The 26,547-nt window shown below is 68.6% G+C and carries 23 protein-coding genes; 12 read left to right on the top strand and 11 right to left on the bottom strand.

The genetic code is table 11. From position 1 onward, the window contains the following. Window positions 1-14: 14 nt before the first annotated feature. The 5 genes from HR086_RS01835 to HR086_RS49670 all read right to left on the bottom strand — a co-directional run bounded on the left by HR086_RS01835 (window position 15) and on the right by HR086_RS49670 (window position 5,735). Window positions 15-1,163, bottom strand: a complete 1,149-nt coding sequence (locus tag HR086_RS01835) for an efflux RND transporter periplasmic adaptor subunit (protein WP_174463962.1) — start codon at window positions 1,161-1,163, stop codon at window positions 15-17. Continuing rightward, window positions 1,160-2,527, bottom strand: coding sequence for a TolC family protein (locus tag HR086_RS01830; RefSeq protein WP_174464671.1), 1,368 nt, complete (start codon window positions 2,525-2,527; stop codon window positions 1,160-1,162). Before HR086_RS01830 ends, HR086_RS01835 begins: the two co-directional genes overlap by 4 nt. Window positions 2,528-2,619: 92 nt before the next feature. Then, complete coding sequence (locus tag HR086_RS01825) at window positions 2,620-3,372, bottom strand: hypothetical protein (protein WP_174463922.1); 753 nt, start codon at window positions 3,370-3,372, stop codon at window positions 2,620-2,622. A gap of 369 nt (window positions 3,373-3,741) precedes the next feature. Continuing rightward, entirely contained in the window at window positions 3,742-4,548 is an 807-nt protein-coding gene (locus tag HR086_RS01820) for a LytTR family DNA-binding domain-containing protein (RefSeq protein ID WP_174456312.1), read from the bottom strand. Beyond that, entirely contained in the window at window positions 4,545-5,735 is a 1,191-nt protein-coding gene (locus tag HR086_RS49670; protein WP_174464670.1) for a histidine kinase, read from the bottom strand. Before HR086_RS49670 ends, HR086_RS01820 begins: the two co-directional genes overlap by 4 nt. Window positions 5,736-5,905: 170 nt before the next feature. Between HR086_RS49670 and HR086_RS01810 the strand changes: the two genes are divergently transcribed. Together HR086_RS01810 and HR086_RS01805 are read left to right on the top strand one after the other, a co-directional pair. After that, window positions 5,906-6,664 carry a 2OG-Fe(II) oxygenase gene (locus HR086_RS01810; protein WP_141640345.1) on the top strand — a complete coding sequence of 253 codons (759 nt, stop codon included), beginning with the start codon at window positions 5,906-5,908 and terminating at the stop codon, window positions 6,662-6,664. 44 nt (window positions 6,665-6,708) lie between these two features. Further along, window positions 6,709-7,563: a nucleotidyltransferase domain-containing protein gene (locus tag HR086_RS01805; RefSeq protein WP_174464669.1), complete on the top strand. Its 855-nt coding sequence runs from the start codon at window positions 6,709-6,711 to the stop codon at window positions 7,561-7,563. An 11-nt stretch (window positions 7,564-7,574) separates the two neighbouring features. Here the strand turns inward: HR086_RS01805 and HR086_RS01800 are convergent, their stop codons facing one another. Beyond that, window positions 7,575-8,999 (bottom strand): M1 family aminopeptidase, encoded by a 1,425-nt coding sequence (locus HR086_RS01800; protein WP_174464668.1) that lies wholly within the window; start codon window positions 8,997-8,999, stop codon window positions 7,575-7,577. 218 nt (window positions 9,000-9,217) lie between these two features. Here HR086_RS01800 and HR086_RS01795 point away from each other — a divergent pair, with 218 nt between their 5' ends. The 4 genes from HR086_RS01795 to HR086_RS01780 all read left to right on the top strand — a co-directional run bounded on the left by HR086_RS01795 (window position 9,218) and on the right by HR086_RS01780 (window position 15,446). Then, the gene (locus tag HR086_RS01795) at window positions 9,218-10,648 is read left to right on the top strand and encodes an NAD(P)/FAD-dependent oxidoreductase (RefSeq protein WP_306663192.1); all 1,431 of its coding nucleotides are present in this window, start codon (window positions 9,218-9,220) and stop codon (window positions 10,646-10,648) included. 152 nt (window positions 10,649-10,800) lie between these two features. Further along, window positions 10,801-12,237: a S28 family serine protease gene (locus HR086_RS01790; RefSeq protein WP_174456317.1), complete on the top strand. Its 1,437-nt coding sequence runs from the start codon at window positions 10,801-10,803 to the stop codon at window positions 12,235-12,237. 33 nt (window positions 12,238-12,270) lie between these two features. Further along, on the top strand, window positions 12,271-15,090 hold the full coding sequence (locus HR086_RS01785) for a DUF4157 domain-containing protein (RefSeq protein WP_174464666.1): 2,820 nt from the start codon (window positions 12,271-12,273) through the stop codon (window positions 15,088-15,090). A gap of 8 nt (window positions 15,091-15,098) precedes the next feature. Further along, window positions 15,099-15,446, top strand: a complete 348-nt coding sequence (locus HR086_RS01780; RefSeq protein WP_174464665.1) for a hypothetical protein — start codon at window positions 15,099-15,101, stop codon at window positions 15,444-15,446. A gap of 48 nt (window positions 15,447-15,494) precedes the next feature. Here the strand turns inward: HR086_RS01780 and HR086_RS01775 are convergent, their stop codons facing one another. Beyond that, the gene (locus HR086_RS01775) at window positions 15,495-15,839 is read right to left on the bottom strand and encodes a helix-turn-helix domain-containing protein (protein ID WP_141640352.1); all 345 of its coding nucleotides are present in this window, start codon (window positions 15,837-15,839) and stop codon (window positions 15,495-15,497) included. A gap of 74 nt (window positions 15,840-15,913) precedes the next feature. Between HR086_RS01775 and HR086_RS01770 the strand changes: the two genes are divergently transcribed. Together HR086_RS01770 and HR086_RS01765 are read left to right on the top strand one after the other, a co-directional pair. After that, window positions 15,914-16,939: an NAD(P)-dependent alcohol dehydrogenase gene (locus HR086_RS01770; protein ID WP_141640353.1), complete on the top strand. Its 1,026-nt coding sequence runs from the start codon at window positions 15,914-15,916 to the stop codon at window positions 16,937-16,939. After that, the gene (locus HR086_RS01765) at window positions 16,936-17,769 is read left to right on the top strand and encodes an NAD(P)H-dependent oxidoreductase (protein WP_141640354.1); all 834 of its coding nucleotides are present in this window, start codon (window positions 16,936-16,938) and stop codon (window positions 17,767-17,769) included. The genes HR086_RS01770 and HR086_RS01765 overlap by 4 nt, the downstream gene beginning before the upstream one ends. 32 nt (window positions 17,770-17,801) lie before the next feature. Here HR086_RS01765 and HR086_RS01760 read toward each other — a convergent pair whose 3' ends face one another. Further along, window positions 17,802-18,629, bottom strand: a complete 828-nt coding sequence (locus HR086_RS01760) for a hypothetical protein (RefSeq protein ID WP_174464664.1) — start codon at window positions 18,627-18,629, stop codon at window positions 17,802-17,804. Between the two features lie 246 nt (window positions 18,630-18,875). Next, window positions 18,876-19,811 carry a LysR family transcriptional regulator gene (locus HR086_RS01755; protein ID WP_141640356.1) on the bottom strand — a complete coding sequence of 312 codons (936 nt, stop codon included), beginning with the start codon at window positions 19,809-19,811 and terminating at the stop codon, window positions 18,876-18,878. A gap of 61 nt (window positions 19,812-19,872) precedes the next feature. Here HR086_RS01755 and HR086_RS01750 point away from each other — a divergent pair, with 61 nt between their 5' ends. Together HR086_RS01750 and HR086_RS01745 are read left to right on the top strand one after the other, a co-directional pair. Further along, window positions 19,873-20,589 carry an SDR family oxidoreductase gene (locus HR086_RS01750; RefSeq protein WP_174464663.1) on the top strand — a complete coding sequence of 239 codons (717 nt, stop codon included), beginning with the start codon at window positions 19,873-19,875 and terminating at the stop codon, window positions 20,587-20,589. Window positions 20,590-21,147: 558 nt separating this feature from the next. Continuing rightward, entirely contained in the window at window positions 21,148-22,422 is a 1,275-nt protein-coding gene (locus HR086_RS01745; RefSeq protein WP_174464662.1) for a hypothetical protein, read from the top strand. A 107-nt stretch (window positions 22,423-22,529) separates the two neighbouring features. On the opposite strand, the gene HR086_RS01740 is transcribed toward HR086_RS01745, so the two are convergent. Continuing rightward, entirely contained in the window at window positions 22,530-22,823 is a 294-nt protein-coding gene (locus tag HR086_RS01740) for a hypothetical protein (protein WP_246136911.1), read from the bottom strand. A 373-nt stretch (window positions 22,824-23,196) separates the two neighbouring features. On the opposite strand from HR086_RS01740, the gene HR086_RS01735 reads away from it, so the two are divergent. Both HR086_RS01735 and HR086_RS01730 read left to right on the top strand, forming a co-directional pair. Continuing rightward, the gene (locus HR086_RS01735) at window positions 23,197-25,347 is read left to right on the top strand and encodes a molybdopterin cofactor-binding domain-containing protein (RefSeq protein ID WP_174464661.1); all 2,151 of its coding nucleotides are present in this window, start codon (window positions 23,197-23,199) and stop codon (window positions 25,345-25,347) included. A 2-nt stretch (window positions 25,348-25,349) separates the two neighbouring features. Continuing rightward, window positions 25,350-25,835, top strand: coding sequence for a (2Fe-2S)-binding protein (locus HR086_RS01730; RefSeq protein WP_141640360.1), 486 nt, complete (start codon window positions 25,350-25,352; stop codon window positions 25,833-25,835). A 78-nt stretch (window positions 25,836-25,913) separates the two neighbouring features. Here HR086_RS01730 and HR086_RS01725 read toward each other — a convergent pair whose 3' ends face one another. Next, complete coding sequence (locus HR086_RS01725) at window positions 25,914-26,390, bottom strand: DUF2147 domain-containing protein (protein ID WP_141640361.1); 477 nt, start codon at window positions 26,388-26,390, stop codon at window positions 25,914-25,916. Window positions 26,391-26,547: the final 157 nt, after the last annotated feature.

Below are 26,547 nucleotides of genomic sequence, written 5' to 3'. Positions count from 1 at the left end.
TGAGTCCCCTGGGTTCAGCGACGGCTCTCGCGAAGGTCGTTCTTCACGGCCTCCGCGCGCGGTGCGGATGCGGTGGCCTTCACCGTCACGGGCATGCCGTCGCGCAGGGCCTGGATGGCCGAGACGGCCACGAGGTCTCCCGCCTTGAGGCCTCCTTCCACGACGTAGGTCCTGTCCCCCAGCGCACCGAGGGTGATGGGCCGGCGCGCCACCACCGTCCGGCCCTCCTGCTCCTGAACCACCAGCGCGAAGGGCTGGCCGCTCTGGCGCACCACCGCGAGCGCCGGAATCTGCAGGGCGTCACGGTGGGAGTAGACGATGCGCGTGCGCACCAACTCGCTGGGGCGCAGGCCGACGGTGTTGCGGAAGGCGGCCTTCACCTCCACCAGTTGGGTGCGCGGGTCGGCCTGGGGCGCGATGAAGAAGACGGAGCTGGTGAGCACCACCCTGCCCTGGGCGTCGAGGACCTCCAGCACCGTGTCCAGCTTCATCGAGCGCGCGCGGGATGACGGCACGGAGACGCTCACTTCGAGGACGTCCGCCTGCGCCACGCTGGTCAACTCCGTGGAGGCGCTGACGAAGTCTCCCACGCGCACCAGCACGTCACCCACGGTGCCGGCGAAGGGGGCACGCACCACGTTGAGCTGGAGCTGCACCTGACGCTGCGTCACCTGCGCGACGGAGGAGCGCGCGGCGGCCTCGGCGGCCTGCACCTGGGCCCGGGCGCCCTCCAGCTCCTGCACACTCGCGAGGCCCTCCCCATGGAGCGCCTCCGTACGGGCCAGCGTGCGGCGCGACAGCTCCAGGTTCACCTGTGACGCGCTGAGCTGGGCCTGGGCGCTGTCGAGCGCCGCCGACTCCTCTCTCGCGTCCACCTCCACCAGTGGCGCGCCTTCCGCGACCTGCTGTCCGGGGCGCACGGGGATGCGGCGCACAGAGCCCGCCACCTGCGGCAGCACCGTCACGCTTCGCCGCGACAGCAGTGAGCCCAGGTACTCGCTGGTGTCCCGCACCTCCTGGGGCGCCAGCACCACCACCGCCACCTCGCGAGGCGGAGGCGCCGCCGGAGCCGCCTTCTGACCCGAGCAGCCCGCCACCGCCGACAGCACCACCACACGCCACACCGACTTCTTCAGCGCCTTGAGGGGACGCACCCACTTCACCAGTCGCACCGGGCCTCCGTCAGGAATGCGGCCAGGCGTGCCTGGACTCGCTCGAATTCACGCAGCACCAGGTTCAGCTCCGCCTGGCGGAGGGCCGCTCCGCTCTGCACCAGCTCGAGGCTGCTGCCACGGCCCACTTCAAAAGAACGGCGGGTGAGCGTGTCGGTCCGCTCCGCGAGCGCTCTCGACTCGACAGCCGTCTTCACCAGCGCCTCGGCGACCTCCACACCGCGCCGTGCCTGGGCCACTTCCAGGGCCACGTCGCGGTGCGCGCCCTCCAGCGCCGCGGCGGACTGCTCCTCCATGCCCGTGCGCTCACGCACCAGGCCCTCGCGTCCGCCTCCCTCCCAGAGGGGCACCGACAGCACGGCGGCGACATTCCAGGTAGCGAACCGACCGAAGCCCGGGTCCGTGGTGAGACCGAAGAGGGTGCTGGAGACGCCCAGCGTGGGCAGGTAGCCCGCGGAGGCCTGACGCCGGCTGTCGCGCGCGGACTCCACCTGTGCCCGCGCCGCCAACACATCCGCGCGCGCGTCCAGGCGCTCCAGCGGCGCGCAGTCCTGGCGTGTCTGCTCCACCAACCCCTGGAGGTTGAAGGTCGGGTCGACCCCCACCGCGTGGCCGAAGCCCAGTGAGAGCCCCAGCGACTCGCGAGCCTGTCGCAGCTGCTCGTCACCGGCGATGAGCACGCTCCTCGCCACCGCCACGTCCTGACTCACGCGCACCACGTCCAAGGGAGTGCCCGCGCCCAGTTCGAAGATGCGCTGGGTGAGGGCCTCGCTCTCCAGGGCCCGCCGCAGGCCCACTCGGTTGATTTCGGCGGCGCGCTCGGCGGCGACGGTGGCCACCAGCGCCTGGGCCAGGCCCAGCGTGAGGCGACGCCGGACGTCCTGGAGGCTCGCCACCGCGCCCGCCTCCGAGGCCCGGGCCGACGACAGCCCTCGCCACGCGCTCAGGTCCACCAGCGACTGCGTCAGCGTCGCGGAGACGGTCCCCAGTGGCACCGTGGGCGTGCGCCCGCTCACGCCAGCCCCCGTCCCCTGTCCCGGGTTCACCGCGGGAGTGTCGGGGTTGAGCACGTCCAGGGCCACGCTGGCCTGGACGCGTGCATTGGGCAGCAGCACCGACAGCGCCTGGCGCCACCGGCCACTCGCACGCCGCACCCCTGCCTCCACGCCGCGCAGGTCCGTGGACCGCTCACGCACCAGGGCCAGCGCTTCGTCCCAGGTCTTCACCTGCTGCGCGGCGGGTGGAACAGGGGCGAGCATCGCGTCCTCCACCCTGGATGGCGCGGCGACAGGAGGGAGCTCGGACTGAACGGACGTGGCGATGAGCGCGAGAAGGAGGACGGAAGAAGTGGCCATACGCCAGACATGGATGAGGGAGGTGGAGTGCCCAGACCGGGCACTCCCGAGGGTGCGCTGAGCACCCTCGGGAGCACGGGCATGGGGAACAGCTAGCTGCGCGGGGGCGACAGCTTGAAGACGGAGGCTTCGATGGGCGCGTCATAGCGAGCGCCCTGGATGACCTTCTCGCCCTGCTGGCCGTCGCCCTCCCACTTCACGCGGTGGCTCACCATGATGCCGTCCACGCCGCGGAAGTCGGAGAAGGTGATGGCCTTGTTGTACGCCTTGCCCGCATGGATTCCGGCGTAGGTGCGGCGCACTTCCAGGAAGGACTTCTGGTCGATGAAGCGAACCTGGGTGGTGGTGCCACGGGTGAGGACCAGCTTGAACGTGGGAGTGCCGTTCACGTCGTCCGCGCCGTCCATCGCCAGCGAGACGCCCTGGGCCTTCGGGTCCAGCAGCGCGTCATCGAAGTGCGCGCCCTCGGCCAGCGCCGTGTTCTTCTCCTTGTCCAGCCGCTGTGGCGCGGCAGAGCCCTCCACCGTCCAGCCCTGATTGCCGTCGAACATCTTGGTGAAGGATGTGCCGTTCTTGTCCGTGTCGTGGCGCATGAGGTTGGGGCGGGCACGCCGCACGTTCGTGGTCGTGACGGTGCTGCCCTCCGTGGCGACGACGGTGAACTGGTAGGTCTTCGCGGCCTTGAGGCGCGCCTTGCCGCCCATGGCCTGGAGGTGCTTGTCGACGACGGACTGGAGCGACAGCTTGCCCTGGGCGCATTCGGCACCTTCGCCAGCGCTTGCGAGGGCAGGAGCGAACGTCAGACCAAGGGCGAGCAACGAGGAAACAAAGGACCTGCGCGGCATGGGGTGCCTCCGTGGGTGACTGGGTGACGGAAGGCAGAGTGCCCGCGCGAGCGCCGCTCGGCCGGAGTGTTCAGCCGGTGGGGACGGGCATGCGGCGAACCGGCACCACCGTGCGGCGAACGGGCCACGTGCGGGGCGCGACGACGCACCGGCGAGTCACGACACTTGATGGAGCTGCGGTGAACGGGCCACGTGTCGGGCGACTACGCACCGACGAGTCGCGGCACATGAGGGCAGGCGGCGAACGGGCAACGCGGCTCTCGCGCAGGGCGACGACGCATCGACGAGTCGCGGCACATGACGGCGGGCGGCGAACGAGCCATGCGGCTCTCGTGAAGGTCGAGGGGGCCGTGCCGCGAGCAGCGCGGCTCAGCGCAGGTGTTGGAACTTCTCGCGGTGACTGCGAGCGACGCGCAACTCCGTGCCGCCGGTGAGCACGACAACCAAGTCCCTGCGGCCCTCGCTGCGCAGCTCACGGATGCGACTCGAGTTGACGATGGCCGAGCGGTGGATGCGCATGAAGCGCTCCGGGTCCAGGCGAGCCTCCAGGCCCTGCATCGTCTCGCGATGGAGGTAGGCCTTCCCGCCCGCGTGAATCTGCACGTAGTAGTCGGCGGCCTCGATGTATTCGATTTCGTCCACGTCGAGGAACACCACGCGTCCCGAGTCGCGGATGGCGAGTCGGCGCACCCACCGCTCGGGGGGTGCGGGCGTGGGCGCCGGGACGGGAGTGCCCTCACGCTCGCCGTAGGTGGAGAGCACGGAAATCAGCCGCTGACTGAGGTCGGACATCCGCGTCAGGCGAATCTGGGCCTTGGCGCGGCCAATGGCGTCGTGGAAGCGGTCGTCTCGGAAGGGCTTGAGGAGGTAGTCGAGCGCGTGGATGTCGAACGCGCGCAGGGCATAACGGTCATACGCGGTGACGAAGATGACCGCGGGCACCTCGCCAGGCCCCAGATGGGAGAGCACCTCGAAGCCGTTGAGCTCGGGCATCTGCACATCGAGCAAGACCAGGTCTGGCCGCTGCTCGCGGATGAGACGCACGGCCTCCGGGCCGTTACCGGCCTCGCCCACCACGCTGACTTCGGGGTCCGTTGCCAGCAACAGGCGCAGGCCCTCGCGAGCCAGGGGCTCGTCATCCACGACGAGCGTGCGAATGGCGGCGGCCGCGTTCATGACGCGAGCGCCTCTGACGAAGCGGCCTGGAAGGGCAGCTCCAGACGGGCGCGCACGCCGCCTCCGGAGCGGTTCTCCAGCGTGAAGACATGACCTTCGCCGTAGAGCTGATGCAGGCGGGCGCGCACATTGGCGACCCCGATGCATCCGTCATGCTGGTCCCAGCCAGGAGCCAGCCCGGGGCCGTCATCAAGCACCTCCAGCACCAGCCGCGAACCCTCGCGCGAGGCACGCAGCTCCACGCGTCCCGCGCTGGAGCGGGTGGCGAGTCCATGCTTGATGGCGTTCTCCACCAGTGGTTGGAGGATGAGGCTGGGCACGAGCGCACTGAGCGTGGCGGGGTCGATGGCGCGCACCACCTGGAGCCGGTCCTGGAAGCGCGTCTGCTCGATGTCGAGATAACGCTCCAGGAAGTCGACGTCCTCGTGGAAGGGAACGAGCTGGCGGCCCGTGCTGTTGAGCGCCATGCGCAGCAGCTCGCTGACACCGGTGAGCATGCGGATGGAGCCCGTGGTGTCCTGCTTGCGAACGAGGACGGAGATGGCGTTGAGCGTGTTGAAGAGAAAGTGCGGATGGAGCTGGGCGCGCAGCGCGTCGAGCTGCGCATGGACCAGTCGCGTCTCGAGCTGGGACTGGGCCAGTTCGCCCTCGCGGTAGCGGCGGTGGTACTCGACGGCGGAGCCGATGGCGACGATGCCTCCATAAATGAGCAGGCTCGTGACGACGTACTTGGCCATCAGCAGTGGCAGCAGCTGGCCCAGTGTGCCGTCGCTGATCAACCTCTCTCCCACGGCCCGGGAGAGGAAGTAGATGAGCGTCGCGTAGGGAACCATGACCGCGGCGAGGGAAGTCAGATGGACCGCGAGACTCCGGTGCCAGACGCCGCGCTCCAGGCGAAACCGTCGTCCGAGCGCGAGGATGAGCGGAGTGACGAACGCCCAGTACTGCCAGGGCGGCACCTGCATCACCAGCGCCCGGGTAAAGGGGTACGTGGGGTCCTTGGCCTGAGCGTAGAACCACGTGTGGCTGGCGGTGATGATGCCCGGCACGGCGAAGATGAGCATCAACCACGGCAGGCTGCGAACCAACTCGCGCAGCGCGGGCAGCGCGGACGCGGAGGGTGCCGGCCGGCGTGTCGCGGCGGAGGACAACAGGACGGGACTCGCGACGGGAGAGGTGGATTCCACGGCCAGTGGATTCTACGCTCGAACCGGGACCACGTCCGAGCGGGAGCAGCCAACGGGCTCCGGCGTGCAGCGAACGGGCGCGCTCGCATCCTTGCCTGGAGAGCGGGAATCCTGGTCGGCTGGCAGGTGGCGCGTCGGCGCTCGAGGCCTGTGGTAGTGGAGGAGCATCCGTGAGCGTCGCGACCCTCGATGAAGGCCCCCTGCGGGGGCCCAGCTTCTTTCTCAGCCGGACAGCCCTCCGAGCGCTCGCGCTGGCCCATCGTGACCGCTACGGCGGTGCTCGGCCCCATCCCCACGTCGTCATCGATGGCTTCCTCGGAGAGCCGCTGGCGACCGGACTGGCCGACGTCTTCCCGGGAGCGACCGAGGCCACATGGAAGCGTCGGGACCACCCGGAACAGGCGGCTCGCCTGGGACAGCTTCAGCGCAAGGCGTTCGAGGACGTGCCCGGAGCGCTCCGGCACCTGCTCTCGGAGTTCTCCAGCATGTCGTTCATCGACTTCCTGGAGACCCTCACCGGCGTGCAGGGGCTCATCGCGGACCCACACTTCCGGGGCGCCGGGCTGCACCTGACGTTGCGCGGGGGCCACCTCGCGCTGCATGCCGACTTCAACCGCGACCGCTTCCGCGCGCTCTCACGGCGACTCACCGTCCTCTACTACTTGAACCCCGGCTGGGAGTCCGCGTGGGGCGGCGACCTCGAGTTGTGGAGTGCCGACCTCTCCCGATGCGAGACGCGCATCGCGCCGCTCCTGGACCGCCTGGTCGTGATGGCCCATGGCGACACGCACTGGCATGGCCACCCCGCCCCACTGGAGTGTCCCGAGGGCCGGGGGCGCGCCGCGGTCGCCGCCTACTTCTACACCGCGCAGGAATCCCCCGACGCACCAGAGGCCCACAGCGCCATCTGGGCACCGCCTCGTCCCTAGCTCGCCAAGACATCGTCCGCATGCACGGAAGGAGAGTAGGCCTCATGCAGGACCCGCAAGAACTCGCACGTGAAGTCGCGGAGCGTCTTGGGCGAATCAACGGCGTCCTCGCCGTTGTGCTCGGAGGCTCCCAGGCACGGGGAGACGCGGACGCGACGTCCGACATCGACCTGGGCATCTACTACCACCCGGAGCGTCCTCCCTCCCTGCTCGAGCTGCGCGCGCTCGCCCTGGAAGTGGACGACCACCACCGTGCTGATGCCGTCACCGACCTGGGTGGCTGGGGCCCGTGGATCAATGGGGGCGCCTGGCTCGACATCCGAGGCGTTCGCGTGGACTGGCTCTACCGGGATGTGTCGAAGGTGGAACAGGTCATCGCGGACTGCCGGCAAGGCATCTGGACCTCGCACTATCAGCCGGGCCATCCCCATGCCTTCCACAGCCACATCTACATGGGAGAAGCGCACCTCGCGCGGCCCCTTGTCGACCCTCACGGAGCCTTCGCCAGACTCCAAGCGCTGACGACGCCGTATCCCGAGGCGCTGATGAAATCCATCCTCCAGCGCGCTGTCTGGGAAGCCGGCTTCGCGCTGGAGACGAGCCACAAGGCCATCGGGCGCGGAGACGTGTTCTACGTCTCTGGATGCTTCTTTCGCTCCGTCGCCATGATGGTCCAGGCGTTGTTTGCCCTCAACGCCCGCTACTGCATCAACGAGAAGCGCTCGGTCCCCCTCGTCGCTGACTTCCCCGTCGCTCCCGCTCGCTTCTCAGCCATCGTCACCGAAGTCCTCGCATCCCTTGGGGCGGACGCCAGTCATTTGCGGCCTCGCCTTCACGCCCTGGAGAAACTGGTCGCGGAGACAAAGGCCCTGTGCCAGGCGAAGTTCCCGGAGCTGTAGCGAGGCTCGCGTCACGGCTTGGGCCCCGACGTGATGGGCGACGTGGCGGGGACGCCCAGCCCTCGCAGCCAGCCCTGCGCGAGCGGCCCGGGGTCATGGCCGGTCTCTGACTTCACGAAGTCGAGCAGTTGCTGCATGCGCGCGGCCTTGCCCACGTGGAGCTGGTAGAAGCGCGCCAGCACGCTGTCCAGCGCGGCGGTGCCCACCTGCTTCTCCAGCTCATGGAAGAAGAGGCTTCCTTTCAGATAGGGCAGCCCAGAGGCGAGCGGGTGCGTGCTCATGTCAATCGCATTGCACGTGGCGTCCGGCAGGACCACCGTGTCGCGCCGGACCACCAGCGCCTCGAGCGTCTTGCGCCTCGACTCCCAAAGCTTCGCCTCCGCCTCCTCGCCCTCGGTGGCGCGCACCGCGCGGGCCGTGAGGTAGTCCGTCGTCCCCTCCGAGAGCACGAAGTCCTCCCAGCACTGGATGCGCACCCCATTCCCATACCAGCCATGCGCCGCCTCATGGTGATGCACCAGACTGTCCCCCATCGACTCCGAAGCCAGATGCCAGAACGGATGGTGCTCCATGCCCCCCTTGGCATTGGGCCCCCAGTTCGCCGACACCGAGCCGACCTTGTCGCCAAAGGTATACGGCCCATACCGCGTCTCGAAGAAGTCCATCGCGTCCCGCAGGTGGCGCGTGCCCGCCAGTGCGGCCTCTTCCTCGCCCGGCAGATACCAGACGGACACCTGCGTCCCCGCGCGCGTGGCGCCCAGCGGTCGCTCCGTATAGGCCCCCACGGCCCATCCCAGCATGTACGCCGGGACATCGCCCGCGACCTGCTTCGGATACACCGCCACCTGCCCCTCCGGCAGGTCTCCGAGCCGCAGCGAGAACTTCACCCCGTCGTCGGGTGAGGGATGGCAGGGAAACAGGTTCCCGCAGAAGGCCGGCCACGTGTACGTGGTCCCCGTGCGCCGGTACCCGTCGGTCTTCTCCGTCGAGGAGAACGTGTAGTCGACGACCACGGTGGTCGCCCACTCCTGCACACCGATGTCGAGCCGCCCGTCCTTCACGGTGTACTTCAGGTCGCCGCAGCGCCCCCGCACACCGGTGATGTTCAGCGTGCCCACCATCAACGACAGCCCCGGCTCCTTCGACTCACCCACCTGGAGCGTGGCCGTGCCGCGCATCGCGCCCAGCTTCACGTCCAGCGCCGTCGCGATGAGGTCGCGCGTCAGCCCCTCCCGAGGTGGAGGCGCGGGCAGCTGTCCCACGGCGTCGCAGAGCCGGGGACACGCGGAGAGGGCCCCGCCCTCCCCAGGCGTGGAACAGACCTGGGCTTCCCGGAGCCCGGCCCTGGACAGGTCCGAAGGCTCCCCGCACTTGCACGCGCCCATGCCACCCATGAGCAGCAGGAGGATGGCGGTACTCGGAATGACACGCTTCATGATGTGAACCCCCTGGAGACGGAGAGCGCCCTCCGTCAGCTCACCAACACCCTGCTGGACATGACACGCATCGCGGCGAAACCGCGCACGCGGCTCCTCGAAGCAGACATCCTCCGGTAGCACCTCCACCCACTGCCCGGATGTCAGACCACCGACGTGGAATGCCTCGGGCCAGGACTTGGACCGGAGAGATATCCTCTCACAACAGGAGCATGAACATGGCGGGGCGCGGATTGGGCGGTGCCGTGGTCATCGGCGGCAGCATGGCGGGACTGCTCGCCGCACGGGTGCTCGCGGACCACTTCGAGAAGGTCATCCTCGTGGAGCGGGACCTCCGAGCGGAGGGGCCTGTCCCCCGGAAGGGCCTCCCGCAGGGGGTGCACCTCCACGTACTGCTGGATACGGGCCGTCGCATCCTCGACCAGTCCTTTCCAGGCCTCTTCGAGCAGCTCCAGGAACAGGGAGCCGAGCTCATCGATTCGAGCCGCGACGTCGCCTGGCACCACTTCGGCGTCTGGAAGAAGCGCTACACCAGCGGCATCCCCCTGTTGCTCTGCACGCGAACCCTCCTCGAGTGGAACGTGCTGCGCCGGGTGAAGGAGCGGCCCAACGTGGAGTTCCGCGAGGGGTGCTCCGTCGAGGGCCTGCTCGCCGACGAGCGCGGCGGTCGCGTCACGGGCCTCCGCGTGAAGACAGCCCAGGGCGATGAGTCCTGGGAGGCGGACCTCGTCGTGGATGCGAGCGGTCGGGGCTCGCGCATGCCTCATTGGCTGGAGGCACTCGGCCATGCGCGTCCGGAGGAGGAGCAGGTCCAGGTGGACCTCGCCTATACCTCGGGTCTCTATGCGCCCCCTCCCCGCTTCCACCGCGAATGGAAGGCGCTCATGCAGTACCCCCGCCCTCCCTCGACCTGGCGCGCGGGCTTCATCTCCAGCGTGGAGGGTGGCAGGTGGCTGGTCACCCTCAATGGCTACTTCGGAGACCACGCGCCCACCGAGCCCGAGGGCTTCCTCGAGTTCGCCCGCTCGTTGAGCCGTCCGGACCTGTACGACTACCTGCGCGACGCCAGGCCCCTGGGGCCCCTCACCACGCACAAGGTGAAGGACACCCGCTGGCGGCACTACGAGCGGCTGGCCCGGTTTCCCGAGGGACTGGTGGTCCTGGGAGACGCCGCCTGTGCCTTCAATCCACTCTTCGGCCAGGGCATGTCCGTGGCGGGACTGGGCGCGGAGCTGCTGGACACCTGCCTGCGCGAGCAGGCCCACCGTGGTGACCTCACCGGCCTCGCCCAGCACTTCCGGCGGCGACTTCCCGAAGTCATCCGGCTGCCCTGGTTCATGAGCACGAGCATGGACCTCCAGTATCCACAGGCCACGGGCGAACGGGCCCCAGGCCTGGGCGCGCTGCATTGGTACATCCGTCAGTTGATGGAGCGCTCATCGACCGACGCGGGCGTCCATCGCCGGTTCAACCGGGTGCTCCATCTCCAGACCGGATTGGGAGCGGTCCTCCACCCCTTCGTGGCCCTGCCCGTGCTGACCCATGGGGCCCGGTCACTCGTCGTGCCGCTCCAGCGACTGGCGAATACCGAGACACGACCGCCACCTCCGGAGCCCATGAGCCTGAGCACCTCGCCGCGCGATGAGTGACGCGGTGTGCAAGCTGGCGCCCTCGGAAAGCGGCACGACGCTGCTCCCTCTCCTGAGCCAGCACCGCCTTCGCCGGACGCGATATCCAGCGGGTCCGATATGGGGACATCCGCGAGGCATTTGAACGGCACCTCGACCCCCAGGTGCATCGCATGATGAAGATTCATAGGACGCCATGGCTGCTGGCCATGAGCGTGTTGCTGCACGCGTGTGGTGATTCATCTCTCGCGGAGCCTGACGCCCCGGAGCCAGCGGAGCAGGCGTCGGCCACTCAGGAGACTACGGCACAGCCCGAGGACATCCTCACCCAGCTCCAGTCCATCCCCGGGCTCACCGTCGTCCTCGAGCAGCCCTCTCCCTTCCCGGGCACACGTTTCTTCGTGCTGAGCTTCGAGCAGCCCCTGGACCACGAGCGCCCGCTCGGGGAGCGCTTCCAGCTCCGGATGACGCTCCTGCACCGCTCGGTGGACGCGCCCATGGTGCTCTCCACCGAGGGCTACATCGTCGCAAGCACACCCTCGCAGGCGGAGCCCACCGCGCTGCTCGGCGCCAACCAGCTCTCCGTGGAGCACCGCTTCATGGGTGTCTCGCTACCCGAGTCCCGGGACTTGCGGATGCTCACCCTCTCCCAGGCCGCGAGCGACAGTCACCGCGCCGTCCAGGCCTTCAAGCCCCTGTACCCCGCGCGCTGGCTCTCCACGGGTGGAAGCAAGGGCGGCGTCGCGGCCGTGTATCACCGCTACCTCTACCCGGATGACGTGGACGCCACCGTGCCGTACGTCGCGCCCAGCAGCCACGGGCTGCGCGACGGTCGCTATGTCCACTTCCTCGCACAGGTGGGGGATGAAGACTGCCGCGCGAAGTTGGAGGCCTTCCAGGTGGATGTGCTGCGACGCCGCGAGGAGCTGCTCCCCTTCGTGGAGGCGCTGGCCACGCAGTTCAACACCACCTTCACGGTGGTCGGCGGCGCGGACCGCGCGCTGGAGTTCTCCGCCGTCGAGACGTCCTTCTACTTCTGGCAATACGGCACGGCGTCCACCGCGTGCCCGCGCATCCCCGCGCCCGGCGCGCCGGCGGCGCAGACCTTCGCCTTCCTGAACGCCGTCGTCGGCGTGGCCTACACCTACTCGGACCGCTTCATCGCGCCACTCGAGTACGCCTACTACCAGGCCGCGACGCAGATTGGCTGGTCACGCTTCCCCACCCGACACCTGCGCGGGCTGTTGCGCTATCCCGGGGAGAACACGCCGGACCTGTACTTGAGCTTCCCCGTGACGGAGCCGTTCGATTGGGGCGCCATGCTCCGAGTGGAGCACTGGGTCCGCAATCACGGCGAGCGGATGCTCTTCATCTACGGGGAGAATGACCCCTACTCCGCCGCGGCCTTCTCCGTGCGCGCGAGGAACGACTCGTTCCGCTACTTCGCCCCGCAAGGCAACCACGGCTCCAGCATCAGCCGCCTCGCCGAGCCGGAGCGGACGCTCGCGCTGGAGCGCCTCTTCACCTGGATGGGAATGAGCGCGCCCTCCCCATCTCACCTCCAGGGTGAGGTCCCAGACAGGCTCCGTATGAATTCACTCGGAGAGTGAGTAGAATTGGCATGAGCCTTCCTGGAGGGCCTCATGTTCGCGTTCGACCGTAAGCCCCAGCCGTCCGCGGCTCGGGCTCCCGCCGCGAAGACCGAGCCGCGGCGCTCCTCCCAGGCACGACAGGCGGAGCCGACAGACCCGGGGCCCCGGTTCGACTTCGCCCGCATCAGCGTCATGCCCCCGACGCCGAGAATCCACCCCAAGCTTCGCATCGGCGCCCCCGATGATGCCCTGGAGCGCGAGGCCGACGCCGTGGCGGACCGCGTGGTGGGGGGAGGCGACGCACAAGCCTCCCAGTCCACGATGCGAGACCGCATCCAGCGCAAGTGCTCGACGTGCGAGGACGAGGAAGGCCCCTCGCCTCTCATCCAGCGCAAGTGCGGCAAGTGCGCGGAAGAGGAGCCGGAAGGAACCCTCCAGCGCAAAGCCGACTCCGGGGCCACCGCGCCCGCCCCCGACTTGCAGAGCCAGCTGAGCGGGTCGTCGGGAGGGCAGCAGCTCCCGACGGCCCTCGGAGGACAGCTGGGCGCGTCGATGGGCACCCCGTTCGACCGGGTCCGCATCCACACGGATGACCACGCGGCCCGGATGAACAGCTCCCTGGGAGCGCGCGCCTTCACCCACGGAACCCACATCTACTTCAATCAAGGCGAGTACAACCCGGGCACGCGCGCGGGCCGGCATCTGCTCGCGCACGAATTGGCGCATGTCGCGCAACAGGGCGGTGCGGGGCACACGCTGCGGAGGAAGGGGGGCGCGCCCGCGTCCGGCGTGTCGCTCGTGGAGATCGCCTGCGCGGACAACACGATTACGTTCCACGCCAGCACGGGGCCGGTCTCCTACCAGCTCACCCAGTGCGACATCGTCGACGGCGAGTTCGATGCCAACGTCGTCATCGACGCGGCGAGCAACAGCGTCCGCTTCGACATCCAGTCGAACGAGGTCGCCGCCGAGGCCTTCCAGTTCGGCTTCTCCATCGCCCCCGGCCAGCTGAACCCCGTCACCCTCTTTCGCGGCCAGACGACGGTCAAGCTCTCCGCGAAGAGCGGCATGACGACGCTGACCGCGGCGACGTCGCTGGCGGAGTTCAAGCAGCGCGTGAAGGAGGCGGGCAAGCTGCGGATGGACAGCAACAAGGCCCGCCTGGAGGAATGGAAGAAGTTCTTCACCGAGAAGCTCAGCGCCAATCAGGTCCAGGGCCAGGTGATGGCCAGCCGGGCCAACGAGCTGGGGATGCTGGCGGCCAGCGAGGGGGGCATGACCATGCTCACCTTCGACAAGTGGGCCAGGACGGACAACCCGCTGCTCGGGTGGGTCTACGAGCAGCAGATTGAAGGCCGCTACCGCGCCTGCACCGGGTGCCACGCCCTGGTGCAGGCAGAGGACCGGTGGCGCAACCGCCCCGCGTTCGTCGCGCCGGCGCGCAGCCCTGTCTCATCGCTCCAGGAACACGCCCAGGCGGAGTCCGCGAACCCCGCCCCCCGGCTCCACGAGGGGCCCGACGCGGAGAGCACGGTCGCCGACCCGAACAAGTTCACGGGCTACGAATCCGCCCAGCAGGCGATGCAGGCCGTCAAGACTCTCAGGCCCTATCTGGATGAGCTGGGCCCGGCCCGGTACGACATCCTGCCGCTCGACATCTTCTCGACGAACCGGTCACCCGCGGCGTTGCTGGCGAGAATCATCTCCAGCATCGACAAGCGTCAGGCCGACTACGACCTCTTCAAGACGAAGATCGACTCGGCGGACTTCGACTACCTGCTCCTGCGTCCCATCGTCCAGGACCTGATGCTGCTGGCGACGCCGGAGGTCCAGCAGCAGGTCCTCGACGAGATTGCCTCCGCGCAGCGGTGGGAAATCGCCCAGGCCATCGTCATGGGCGCGGCGACGGTTGGCCTGCTGGTGCTCACCATCTTCCCGCCCACCTCGCCGGTGGGTGTCGCCGGAGTCATCGCGCTGGAGACGTCGCTCGCGACGTATGGCGCCGTCAGCGGCCTCAAGATGTATCAGGAGGGCTCGATGCTCTCTCTGACCCAGGGCGCGAACAACGTCGTCGACCCGGCGCAGCAGAAGGCGGCCGACACGATGATGGCCATGGGCCTGGTGTCGGTGGGCTTGTCGGCCCTGTCACTGGGGACGACGGGCATCCGGGCGGTCACCATCATCCGTGGCGCGCGCACCGGAGAGAAGACCGTGGGCGCGGCGGTGGCCATCGAGGCCCAGCTGCAGAACGGCGGCACGGTCAAGATCTCCGAGCTCGTGGGAGGCAGCCCCCGGGTCGTCGTGCTCGGGAAGGATGGCGAGCTGCTCGCGGAGGGAGTCCTCACGGACGCCGCGCTCTTGGGCTCCAAGCCCACGAAGCTGGCCCAGCTCCCCGACCAGGGCATCCAGGGCGTCACGCCGAGGGCCGCTTCGCCCGGCAGGCCCCTCTCCTTCCAGGGGCCGGCGCCGACCTGCGGCCCGGTCTCCTGCGAGATGATTGCCAGCATGGGCGGGCCCGTCAGTCCGACCCTCCTCAAGGACATGCTCAAGGGGGCGGGCCCCTCGGGCACCACCATCGAGAAGATGGTGGAGATGCTGAAGTGGAACAGGGTCGCCGCTGAAGCCAAGACAGGCTGGAAGGTGGCGGACCTCGCGTCGGCGACACAGGGCGGCAACCCAGCCATCGCCGTCATCAAGACCAACAATCCCACCCATCCGCTGCATGCGGTGGTCATCGACGGCGTCACCGTCAGAAGCGGGGTCAAGGTGGTGGCGGTGCGAAACCCCTGGGGCATCCAGTACTTCCAGTCGGAAGCGGAGTTCTCGCAAATCTTCACCGGTCAGGCCGTCAAGGTGCTCCACTGGTACTGACAAACCCCATGGAAACTCCCATCTCGGTCGAGGCGCTCCTCGCACAAGCCCAGCGGTACGACGGCCAGCCCGTCGCCGTGGAAGGACAGTTCATCGCGATGTTCTCCAAGGCGTTCATCAGCGCGCCGCGAGAGTCGCTGGAGCTGACGCCCGAGCGGCCCCGAATCCAGCTGGAGTACCCGAACATCGAGGACCGCTGCTTCCAGGTGGTGTCCGCCTACGTGGGGGGGCCCTGGTACTACAACGACCCCGCCGTCGTGCGCGGCCGGTTCCTCGCGGGGCCGGAGCCTCGGCTGGTGGAGCTCTCGGAGCTCATCATCCGGAGACCGGACGCCGAGCACCGGGTGACGCTGTAGCGGCGGGCTGGACCCAATGATGCGGTCGGGTGGGCAGGCCCGGTGCGCTCAGGCCGCGCGCTGCAACCGGCGCTTGTACTTCTCACCCCACTCCCGCAACCCCATCAGCACCGGCTCCAGGGAACGACCGAAGGCGGTGAGTTCGTACTCCACGCGCGGCGGCACCTCCGCGTAGACGGTGCGCTTCACCAGTCCGTCTTCCTCGAGTTCGCGCAACTGCAAGGTGAGCATCCGCTGGCTGCAGTTCGGCAACCGCTTGCGCAGCTCGCCGAAGCGGTGCGTGCCCTTCAACAACCAGTACAGCACCACGCCCTTCCAGCGCCCGCCGATGACGCCCAGGGACGCCTCCACCGCGCAGTTGGTCTTCGAATCGTCGTCGCGTTTCCGGGCCATGGTTCCCTTTTTGTGCGTACTCACCAAACTTGTGCGTACTTGCGAAGAAATAACCTGAATCGTACGTCTTCACCATGAAGACATGGGAGCTGCAGCCGAAGCCGGGGTTCGATGCACTCACGCGGGCCGAGCGTCCCTCGCCCAGCGTGGGCGCGGGTGAGGTGAAGGTGCGCGTGGAGGCGGTGTCGCTCAACTACCGCGACGTGCTCATCGCGAAGGGCGCCGAGAAGAACCTCAAGTCACCGCGCGTGCCCACCTCCGATGGCGCCGGCGAGGTCATCGAGGTGGGTCCTGGTGTCACGCGCTGGAAGGCAGGCGACCGGGTGATGGCCAACTTCTTCCCTCACTGGGTCGACGGCGAGCTGAGCGACGCGCACCACGCCAGCGCGCTCGGCGGTAGCGGGGTGGACGGCATGCTTCGCGAAGAGGTGGTGCTGCCAGAGCACAGCTGGGTGCGCATCCCAGCGGGGTACTCGTTCGAGGAGGCCTCGACGCTCCCCTGCGCCGGGCTCACCGCGTGGCAGGCTCTGTTCGAAGTCACGTCGCTCCGGCCGGGTGAGACGGTGCTGCTCCAGGGCTCCGGTGGCGTCTCGGTGTTCGCGCTGCAGCTCGCGAAGGCCGCTGGCGCGCGCGTGCTGATGACGTCGAGCAGCGCGGACAAGGCGGCGAGGCTGCGCGAGCTCGGCGCCGAGGAGGTCATCGACTACCGGGCCGAGGCGAAGTGGGGCGAGCGGGCGAAGGCGCTCACCGGCGGGCGCGGCGTGGACCTCGTGGTCGACGTCGGTGGCCAGGCCACCTTCGACCAGTCCTCCGCGGCGCTGCGCTACGGCGGCACGATGAGCATGCTCGGCGTACTCACCGGCGGACGGGGCGAGGTGAACCTGCACTCGGTCTTCTACCGGCGGCAGACCGTGCACGGCGTGTACGTCGGCTCGGTCTCGATGTTCGAACGCTTCGTCGCGGCGCTCGAGCACACCCGCATCAGGCCCGTCATCGACCGCGTGTTCGGCTTCGACGATGCGCGCGCCGCCTGGGAGCACCTCGCGAGCGGCCAGCACCTGGGCAAGGTCGTCGTGAGCCGCGCCGGGAGGACGTCATGAACGTCCTGCTGGTCTATGCCCACCCCGAACCGCGTTCACTCAACGGGGCGCTGAAGGACCTCGCCGTGAACCACCTGACCGCGCTGGGTCACGAGGTCCGCGTCTCCGACCTCTACGCCATGGGGTGGAAGGCGGTCGCCGATGGCGCTGATTTCCTGAACCATGATGCCAGGGAGCGACTGTCCTATGTGGGGGCGTCGAAGCACGCCTTCGCCAACGGCTCTCAGAGCCCGGACATCGAGGCCGAGCAGGAGAAGCTGCTCTGGGCCGATGCCGTGCTCTTCCAGTTCCCGATGTGGTGGTTCTCGATGCCGGCCATCCTGAAGGGTTGGATTGACCGGGTCTTCGCCTACGGTTTCGCCTACGGCGTAGGCGAACACGGTGGCGAGCGCTGGGGCGACCGCTATGGCGAAGGCACGCTGGTGGGCCGCCGCGCCATGCTGTCCGTCACGATTGGTGGGCGCGCGCCGCACTACACCGAGCGAGGCGTCAACGGCGCCCTGGATGACCTCCTCTTCCCCATCCAGCACGGGGTCCTCTTCTATCCCGGCATGGAGGTCCTGCCGCCATTCACGGCGTATCACGTGGACCGGCTGACAGAAGAGCAGTGGCCGTCCATCGCGGCGGCGTTCAAGGCGCGGCTGGACGGCTTGTTCACCGATGACGTCATCCCGTTCCGGAGGCAGAACGGTGGCCACTACGACACCCAGCAGGTGCTCAAGCCCGGCCTCGGGCACGCGGCCTCCGGCACCAGCATCCACCTGGTCAAACCGGGCGAGCCGGAGCAACTGCCAGTCGAGGTGAGCCCGCGCGCGACGGGAACGCGCTGAGCACTCGCCCGGAGCGAGCGACGACGTCCAGGTCAGCTGAAGGTCGTGGTCAGGTTCAACGGACCCGCGGGGACGCCCACATCGCGGCCCGCGGGGTCATCCGAGGGCGTCTGCCAGGCGTTGGCCTGCGTCACGGTCGCGCCCCCGGCGTCGTTCTTGATGGACATGTTTCCATTGTGGCCCGCGGGGCTGATTTGACTGGTGTCGTAGCCGCTCCAGCCCGTGCCCGCGTTCGCGAACGTCGCCTCTCCCCAGGTCTGACCTGAGTTCGCGCCGGGATTCGCCGTACCATCCCTGGACACGCACCACGCCACGCTGCTGTTGGTGTCGAACGCCACGACCTGCGACTGGCCGGGCTGCAGGGTGAAGGTCTTCGGCGTGCTCTTGTCGAAGTTCTGCCCATCATTCGGGCCACCGTTCTCGCCCGTCTTGTTCCAGAGGGTGACGGTCTGCGGCTGGCCCGTGTTGTTGGTGAACGTGTTCGTGTACGTGTACTGGCTCTTCTGGCCCGGGTCGATGAGCAGCATGTTGCTGTTGTAGGGTGAGCCGACGTTGTTGCGGCTCAACCACGGCTCACTCGGGTTCGCCTGCTGCGTGGACCCAGCGGAGGGCGCGCCGAAGCCGGGCCCCGCGTCACTGGTTGATGAAGCCCCCGAGGGCACGCCCGCCGCGCGAGAGCTTCCTGGCCGGGTCGGGGCCGGCTCGAAGGAGTCCGTCATGAGCTTCTGCCACACGTCGTTGCGCGGCTGGCGCGCGGCAGTGCTCTCCACTCCCTGGACCGGAGCCGAGACGGGCTGGCTGGTGGAAGTGCCCGCGTGGGGAAGGGAGAAGCAGGAGCGATTGAGGACCGAGATGGACATTTCAGACCCGGGGAAGCCGAAGAGTGGGGGCAAGCCCAGGGAGGACACCCAGGCCGCCATGGCGAGGCACGCGGGGGCATAGAGCAGGACGCATGCCACCCCTCCGGTCCCATCACCCACCAGGGCCGTGGCGCTCCTCCTCGTGGGAGATCAAGCACTTGGGGCGGACGCACGCGACAGCGCAGCCCGCTCGACACCGAGGAGCCCGATGACGGCATTCATCCCCCTGATGTCCCGTGTCATCAGCTACTCGTGAGCGCGGGTTGCCCGCTGCTTCGCCGACGGGGCCGTCGAGCCGTGCTTCATCACCCAGTCCAGCACCCGGCGCGCCCGCGTGGAGAGCTGCCGGCGTGAGGGATACACCGCGAAGACGTCTCGCGGCTCCAGGGTATGCCCCTTCACGGTGAGCGACACGAGCGCGGTGCCTTGCTGCTCGACCATCTCCCTGATTCCGCTGACCACGCCCAGCCCCTCCTGGGCAGCGGCCAGGGCCACCCGGGGGTCATTCACCGTGACGCGAACATCCCTGGGTCGGACTTCTTCGACTCGGCCGTCGCGGCGGCGCAGACGCCAGACCCCTTGAGGCTGCGAGAGCACCGCTGGCACGTCCTGGAGTTCCTCCCGGGTCAGCAGGGTTCGCCCCTTCAAGACGTCTTGCACGAAGCGTGGGGAGGCCACGAACACCGACTCGATGCTCCACAACCGTCGGGCCACCAGCTCGGCGTCGAGGATGGGGCCGACCCGGAAGGCGATGTCGAAACCCTCTTCCACCAGGTCCACCTTCGAATTGGTGAGCAGCAGCTCCACGTCCACGCGGGGATGCCGGGCCATGAAGGAGAACAACAAGGGGGCGATCCGCTGGGCTCCGGACGTCACGGGCGCTGTCATCCGCAACCTGCCCGCGGGCTCCTCCTCCCGGTCCATGGTCTGGTCGAGCACTTCGCCCAGCTGGTCCAGGAGCGGCCCCGCGCGCTCCAGCAGTCGAGCCCCCTCCAGCGTCAACCCGACCCTCCGCGAGGTGCGCTGGAGGAGCCGAGTCCCAAGCGATTCCTCCAGGAGCGCCACCCGGCGGCTCACCGTGCTGGTGGGAATGCCCAGGCGCCTCGCGGCCTCCACGAAGCTCAGCTGCCGTGCCACGGCCACGAAGAGTCGCAGGTTCTCGCTCATCATCATCCCATCCATGGGATGGAGTCTTTCATTTCATCCCGTGGTTGCAATCGTCTTCGAGCGCTAGTCATGCGTCATGACCCTCGAACAACAACATGTCGTGGTGGTGGGAGGCTCCTCGGGCATCGGGCTCGGAGTGGCCCAGGCGGCGCTGGAGCAAGGCGCGCGTGTGACGCTCGTGAGCCGTTCCCCTGAAAAGCTGGCCCAAGCCACCGAGCAGCTCGGGAGCCCGGAGCGCGTGCGAACCGTCTCAGCCGATGCAACCGAGGAGGACGCGGTGCGCCGGCTCTTCGAAGTGCTCCCCCCAGTGAACCACGTGGTCGTCACGGCGGTGGAGGCTCGCTACCTTCCCATCAAGGAGATGGATTTCGCCGCCGCGCGCCGCATCATCGACTCCAAGCTCATGGCCGCGTTCCATGTCGCAAAGCATGCGCGGCTCCAGCCCGGCGGCTCGCTCGTCTTCACCACGGGAATCGCCTCGGTGCGCCCCATGAAGAACGGCTCTGTCATCGCGGCGGTGAACGGCGCCATCGAGTCCGCCGTGCGAGCCTGGGCCTTGGAGCTCGCGCCGGTGCGAGTGAACGTCCTGTCGCCCGGCTGGATTGACACCCCCGTCTGGGACGCGGTCGCGGGGGACGCCAAGGGCCCGCTCCTCGAACAACACGCGCGCCGGCTTCCTGTGGGACGCATCGGCACCACCACCGACACGGGCCATGCCGCGGTGTTCCTGATGAACAATGGGTTCACCACGGGCGAGGTGCTGCACGTGGATGGTGGACATCCCCTCGTCTGACCACGGCCCGCCAGGCCAGTGGACCTTCCTCCCCCGCTCAGACGTCAGTTCGAGGTCCCTCCATCGGCACCGTCCGAGAAGGAGCTCCCAGCAGCGTGTGAGCAGCCGTTGAACGCGGTGGGGCTCGAGGAGGAGAGCCTCCTGGCCCACCCGCTCTGGAAGGAGTGGTTCGCGGGGAGTGGGCTCCAGGACCCAGTGTTCGCTCTCGGCTATCCGCAAGCCTTTCAGGAGGATTGCCTCAGGACTTCGCGAGCCGGAGCTTCAATTCCGGTGTCCCCTTCACCTCTTTCAAGGACTCTTCGCATGGGCGCGATTTCCACGAAGGATGGCAGGCAGCCCTTCGACGGGGACCGCGGACAGGGGCGCCCCATCGAGTCCTCGCACGCCAGGCTCCCCGCCGGAGCGGCCTGACACGCTTCCAGCAGTTCGACATCCCGACGCCGACGCGCCACGAGGACGTTGAGCGACCCGTCCCGTCGAGCCTCGGTGTCTCAGTTCACCTTTCGTGGGGGTCAGCCAATGCGGAATCGACAATCATGGTGGTGTGGGGCCGCGGTGATGATGACGGTCCTGGTGCCGGCAGCGGCGCGGGCCTTCGCCGAGGACGTGTGCTACCCGAAGGGCTCGGGGACGGTGGCGAACTGCACGACGTTGCCCAAGAGCTGCTCACTCAAGGAGCCGACGAGCCCCCGGTGCCGCGCCGAGGCGCTGGAGGTGCTCCTCTCGGCCCCGAACAAGTTCGACGGAGGGCGGAGCGTCGTCCATTCCGACGCCACCTACCTCATGGCGCGGGCTGTGGGCTTCTCCTTCTCCGATGCCTATTGGATTGCGGCCTACGACGAGGCGACCGACCTCGGTCAATTCATCCCGCGAGACATCCACGGGCAGCCCGTGCCGGGTGCGGCGGACCTGACCACGGTCGACGTCAGTGGACTGGTGCGCACCAACCTCAGCACGGGAGGCGTGCTCTACCACTACCTGGCGCCCTACAACGGCGTGCTGGCGGCGCCGCCCACGGGGGTGAATGGGCTCGCGCCCGAGGTCGATGACGCGGACACCGAGGTAATGCTCGCCCACACGCGTGCATGGGCGATGGAGGGCGCGGGCGCCGCCGCGCCGTTGTGCACCGCGGGCCTGACGGTGGCGAGCCCCAGGGGAGACCTCGCGACCGGCTCGGCCTGCTACACCGACAATGGCGGCGAGTCGGTGGAGGTGAAGGGGCTCATCGGCCTGTACGACGACCTGGCGATTCCCTTCACCCTCTCCACGGGGGAGCAGGTCATCTCCGTGTCTTCTGACAGCGGCACGCCTCCCGTGCTCTCCAATCAATTCGACACCTGGGTGGGTGGCAGCGCGTCTCATGTGGCGGATGCGCGGCTCGGCATCCACCTGCACGCGCTGGCGGACCGCATCTCCCACCACGTCTGCACGGACCGCGCGGAGTTCGTCGGCCCCCTTGGCGTCGACGGTGGCTTCCGCCAGGACTTCACGGGTCACGAATGTGGCCAGGGGCTCCATTCCCTCCGGCACCTGTATGAGATTGGCGTCGACTTCTCCAAGCTCAGCCCGCAGGACCGCACCACGGCCGCCACGCTCTCCGCTGTCTATGACGAACTGGTGGTCTTCGCTCGACTGAGGGGGGTGCTCATCCCCGCCGCGACGGAGCCCGCCTTCAAGGCGGCGTTGATCAACGGGCAGCTCCTGCCCGCGATGCAAACGCCTGAAGTGCTGTCTCGGCTCGCCAGGCTCAGCGCCACGGCCTGTGGACGGGGCTGGTCGCCGTTCCCCGGGTCACCGAGCTGCCCGCGAACCACTCCCGAACCAGAGGAGTGAGCAGCGCCCGGGGAGGGGCGTGTCCGGCTTCGCGCCTCTCCCTGGAACGCCTCGTCCCTGCTCGGAGGCGACCGCGCATCCGCCGACTCCGAGCTTCAACAGGACGGCTACGGGCAGATGAAACGGATGTCCGTATAGTAGGGCGTCACCTGGCCCGACACCGTGATGTACCCCTCACAGTCGTAGTGCCAGGCCCCGGCCCAGGTCGTCTTGGTCGCGCTGGTGTAATAGGTCCGGTGCTCGCCGTACCGCACTTCTCCGCCCGGCGGCTCTGAGTGCTGCTCCACCGTGCTCACCTCGGCCGCGGGGGTTGCCTCCTCGGACTGCTCCGGGGGCGGTCCACCGCAAGCGCTGACCAGCAGCGCGGACATCCCAACGACCCAACGGGACAGCGTCATCATGAACTCCTTGTGACAAGGATCGATGTTTCAATTGTAACCCTAGCAAGGTCCATCATCGGGCGTCCATCCAGCGCCAGCCTCGCGCCGCGGAGGGTGGCTCGTGGCCAGCCGCGAAGAGGTCCTGCTGTCGACGGGGAACAAGAACGTCGTGCGCGTGATACCCGTGCGCGAGACTGACACTCCACAATCCCTCACATGTGGCGCTCAACTCCGGAGCGGACGTACCGCGCGACTCGAATGTTCGCCCAGGCGTGCGGCTCCTTCGACACAAACCGGGACGGATGTCCTCGCCTGGACGGAGGGCCTGTCAGCCCGATGAACCAGGCGGCCACGTCGTCTTGGGCACACCGTGGCCGTGTGCGATGCTTTGCCCATGGCGGATGCGCTCGAATCAGACGCGGCGGCTCCAGGAGGGATGGACCGCCGCCGGTTCCTGACGTGGGTGGTGGCTTCTCCCACGTTGATGATTGCAGCCCGGCTGGGGCTGGACGTGCCCGAGGCGGCGGCAGCCGAAGCGCCCGTGACGGAGGCGCAGACGCCGCTCAGCCTCTACATCGCCATCCAGTTGGACGGGCGTGTCGTCACCACGCTGCCGCGTACCGAGATGGGCCAGGGCATCACCACGGCCGTGGCCATGCTGGTCGCCGAAGAGCTCGACGTGGCGCTCGACTCGGTCGACGTGCGCAGCGCCGACGCGGACCCTCGCTGGCTCATCCAGCTCACCGGGCTGTCCTCGACGATGCGCTACCTGGCGGGGCCGCTTCGCTCCGCCGCGGCGGAGGCCCGGGCACGGATCGTCACCGCCGCCGCGCTCCGCCTTCGGGCCCTCGCCTTCACCCTCACCACCGCCAACGGTGAGGTGCACGCACCCGACGGCCGCCGTGTCGGCTATGGCGAACTGGCGGAGGACGCCGCGCACGTGCTGCTGCCCGCGGTCTCCTCCCAGCCCAAGCCTCCGAGCGAGTACACCGTGGTCGGTCGACCCACGGGACGCATCGACGCGCTGGACATCGTCACCGGTGCGGCGCGCTATGCGCTGGACCTCGACGTCCCCGGGGCACTGCCCGCGGTGGTGGCTCGGCCTCCGACGCTGCGAGGCACCGTCCAATCCTTCAACGATGCCGTGGCCCGAGCGATGCCAGGCGTGGTCGGCGTGGTGCCCCTGGCCTCGGGTGTGGCGGTGGTGGCCCAGACCTTCGCGCAGGCGTTCGCGGCGCGCGACGCCCTGCAGGTCTCCTGGGCAGCGGGCCCGGCCAGCACGCTGTCCGACGTCGACATCCGGGCCCGGCTGCGCGACGCGATAGGTCCCAGGCCCCTGCCCCCGCTGCTGACGACCCGGACCGTGGAAGGACGCTTCGACTTCCCCTACCTCGCGCATGCGACGATGGAGACCCAGAGCTGCGTGGCCCGGGTGCAGGGGACTCAAGCGGAGATCTGGCTCGGAGCGCAGGACCCCAAGTACGCGCAGCGCGAGGTCGCCAGGGCGCTCGGCTGGGACCAGCGAGTCACCGTGCACGTCGTCCGGGCCGGTGGCGGCTTCGGTCGCAGGTTCTTCAATCAGGTCGCGGTGGAAGCCGCGCTCGTCTCGCGCGCCGTTGGCCGGCCGGTGAAGTTGATGTGGAGCCGCAACGACGACATGCGCCACGGACACTTCCGGCCCGCCAGCCACCACCGCATCCTCGCCCACCTGGGGCTGGGAGGAAGCCTCCTCGGCTGGAACCACCGCGCCGCCATTCCCACCGTGGAGCTCCCCCACGGCTTTGGAGATGTGCTCACGGCGCTCGCGGGCGAAGTCCTCCCCAACGTGACGAGCGCGGTGTTCTTCGCCCTCTCCCAGCGCCTCCACTACCGGTTCGGACTGGTGGGCCACGAGCTGCGCGAGGTCGCGATTCCGATTCCCACCGCCTCCTTCCGCTCGGTGTTCACCAGTCAGGTGGGAGTCGCCAACGAGGTCTTCGTCGACCAGTTGGCCCGCGAGCTCCAGGTCGACCCCGTGGCCCTGAGGCGCTCGCGGCTCACGTCCAGCCGGCTCAAGGCGGTCCTGGAGAAGGTCGTGTCCGAGGGCCAGTGGGGCCGCGCGCTGCCGCCCGGAGTGGCCCAGGGCGTCGCCGTCCTCGAGGAGTGGGAGAGCGCCATCGCGCACCTCATCGAAGTGGACGTCACGGGAGGCACGCCTCGGGTGCTGCGCGTGGTCATCGCCGCGGATGTCGGCCTGCCCATCAACCCAAAGGGCATCGAGGCGCAGCTCCAGGGCGCGGCGGTGGACGCGATGTCCACCACGCTGAGCGCGGGACTCCACATCGACGCGGGAGCGGTGCGCGAGGGCAGCTTCGCGGACTACCGGTGGCTGCGGATGAAGCACGTCCCGTCCGACATCCAGGTGCACCTGGTCCGGTCGGATGACCGCGTGGGCGGCGTGGGAGAGCTGGGTTATCCCAGCGCCGCGGCGGCCCTGGCCAACGCGATTGCCCGGGCGACCGGCACGATGCCCACCCGCTTCCCCATCCTCGACGAGGGAGTCTGACCATGGTGGCCCATCAATTCATCCTCAATGGTCAGTCGGTGACGGTGGAGACGCCCGCGGACCTGCCCCTGCTATGGGTGCTCCGCGATGTGCTGGGTGTCACCGGCCCCAAGTATGGCTGCGGGGTGGGCGTGTGCGGCGCCTGCACCAGCCACCTGGATGGAGAAGCCTTCCGTCCCTGCATCCACCCCGTGGGAAGCACGGCGGGCCGCGAGGTAATGACCATCGAGGGACTGGGCGCCCAGGGGCTGCATCCCGTGCAGCAGGCGTGGGTGACCGAGGATGTGGCCCAGTGTGGCTTCTGTCAGCCGGGGCAGATCATGGCCGCCGTCGCGCTGCTAAGGAAGAACTCCCACCCATCCGACGCGGACATCGACGCGGCCATGAGCGAGAACGTCTGTCGATGCGGCACATATGTCCGCATCCGGGCCGCCATCAAACGCGCGGCGTTGTTGCTGCGAAGTGGAGCGGGCGTCAACGGCGGGTGATGCCGTGAGCCGCTGCATCCCGTGCTGGCGTGGACTCCCCTCGAACAGGGAGTCCACCCGGGCTCACGCGGCGACGCGCTACTCCTCGGCGCGGACCCAGTGCTGGGTGCGGCCCAGCAGCGACATGCCGATGTAGCCACGGACCTTCAGTTTCTTGCCGCCGTCCTCGAGGGCAATCTTGCACTTGTAGGTCTTGCCGTTCGCCGGGTCGAGGATGGTGCCACCGGTCCACTCGTCGTCGTCCTTCTTCAGGTCGCGCAGGATGGTCATCCCGATGATGGGCTGGTCCTTGAGCGAGCCCTGGCACTTGTCACAGACCGGGTTCTGCTCTTCCTTGGGGTCGCGGAAGAGCTTTTCAATCTTGCCGACGAGCTTGCCGTCCTCCTCGGAGATGACGATGACCGACTTGGGCTTCTTGGTCTCGTCATCGATGGTCGTCCACTTGCCGACGGCGCCATTCGTCGCGGCGGGAGCGGGGGCCTTGTCCTCGGCCAGGGCACTCGAGGCAAGCATCAGGGTCAGGGAAGCGAGTCCGAACCACCGGGTTGCATTCATGTCTTGAGGTCCTTCTGCGCGGGGGGCTCACAACGGAGGGGGCTTGCGCTCAAGCGTCCCATCACGTCGTTTGTACTCCACCGCTGTGCGGACCGGCAGCCCTTCCTCGCGTTCTGTGCAGCGCTCAAACGTGCCGCTTCGCGGCATGCACGGCCCG

The organism is Myxococcus sp. CA039A (assembly GCF_013336645.1).
Taxonomy (GTDB): domain Bacteria; phylum Myxococcota; class Myxococcia; order Myxococcales; family Myxococcaceae; genus Myxococcus; species Myxococcus llanfairpwllgwyngyllgogerychwyrndrobwllllantysiliogogogochensis.
The sequence above is the reverse complement of the archived record's forward strand: the minus strand, read 5'-3'. Positions and strand labels throughout refer to the sequence as shown.

Bases quoted from the DNA above. Each gene is read 5' to 3' on its own strand.
- HR086_RS01830 (WP_174464671.1), bottom strand. From the start codon at position 2,527: ATGGCCACTTCTTCCGTCCTCCTTCTCGCGCTCATCGCCACGTCCGTT.
- HR086_RS01825 (WP_174463922.1), bottom strand. From the start codon at position 3,372: ATGCCGCGCAGGTCCTTTGTTTCCTCGTTGCTCGCCCTTGGTCTGACG.
- HR086_RS01820 (WP_174456312.1), bottom strand. From the start codon at position 4,548: ATGAACGCGGCCGCCGCCATTCGCACGCTCGTCGTGGATGACGAGCCC.
- HR086_RS01805 (WP_174464669.1), top strand. From the start codon at position 6,709: ATGCAGGACCCGCAAGAACTCGCACGTGAAGTCGCGGAGCGTCTTGGG.
- HR086_RS01800 (WP_174464668.1), bottom strand. From the start codon at position 8,999: ATGAAGCGTGTCATTCCGAGTACCGCCATCCTCCTGCTGCTCATGGGT.
- HR086_RS01795 (WP_306663192.1), top strand. From the start codon at position 9,218: ATGGCGGGGCGCGGATTGGGCGGTGCCGTGGTCATCGGCGGCAGCATG.
- HR086_RS01790 (WP_174456317.1), top strand. From the start codon at position 10,801: ATGATGAAGATTCATAGGACGCCATGGCTGCTGGCCATGAGCGTGTTG.
- HR086_RS01785 (WP_174464666.1), top strand. From the start codon at position 12,271: ATGTTCGCGTTCGACCGTAAGCCCCAGCCGTCCGCGGCTCGGGCTCCC.
- HR086_RS01780 (WP_174464665.1), top strand. From the start codon at position 15,099: ATGGAAACTCCCATCTCGGTCGAGGCGCTCCTCGCACAAGCCCAGCGG.
- HR086_RS01775 (WP_141640352.1), bottom strand. From the start codon at position 15,839: ATGGCCCGGAAACGCGACGACGATTCGAAGACCAACTGCGCGGTGGAG.
- HR086_RS01770 (WP_141640353.1), top strand. From the start codon at position 15,914: ATGAAGACATGGGAGCTGCAGCCGAAGCCGGGGTTCGATGCACTCACG.
- HR086_RS01765 (WP_141640354.1), top strand. From the start codon at position 16,936: ATGAACGTCCTGCTGGTCTATGCCCACCCCGAACCGCGTTCACTCAAC.
- HR086_RS01760 (WP_174464664.1), bottom strand. From the start codon at position 18,629: ATGTCCATCTCGGTCCTCAATCGCTCCTGCTTCTCCCTTCCCCACGCG.
- HR086_RS01755 (WP_141640356.1), bottom strand. From the start codon at position 19,811: ATGGATGGGATGATGATGAGCGAGAACCTGCGACTCTTCGTGGCCGTG.
- HR086_RS01750 (WP_174464663.1), top strand. From the start codon at position 19,873: ATGACCCTCGAACAACAACATGTCGTGGTGGTGGGAGGCTCCTCGGGC.
- HR086_RS01745 (WP_174464662.1), top strand. From the start codon at position 21,148: ATGATGACGGTCCTGGTGCCGGCAGCGGCGCGGGCCTTCGCCGAGGAC.
- HR086_RS01740 (WP_246136911.1), bottom strand. From the start codon at position 22,823: ATGATGACGCTGTCCCGTTGGGTCGTTGGGATGTCCGCGCTGCTGGTC.
- HR086_RS01735 (WP_174464661.1), top strand. From the start codon at position 23,197: ATGGCGGATGCGCTCGAATCAGACGCGGCGGCTCCAGGAGGGATGGAC.
- HR086_RS01730 (WP_141640360.1), top strand. From the start codon at position 25,350: ATGGTGGCCCATCAATTCATCCTCAATGGTCAGTCGGTGACGGTGGAG.
- HR086_RS01725 (WP_141640361.1), bottom strand. From the start codon at position 26,390: ATGAATGCAACCCGGTGGTTCGGACTCGCTTCCCTGACCCTGATGCTT.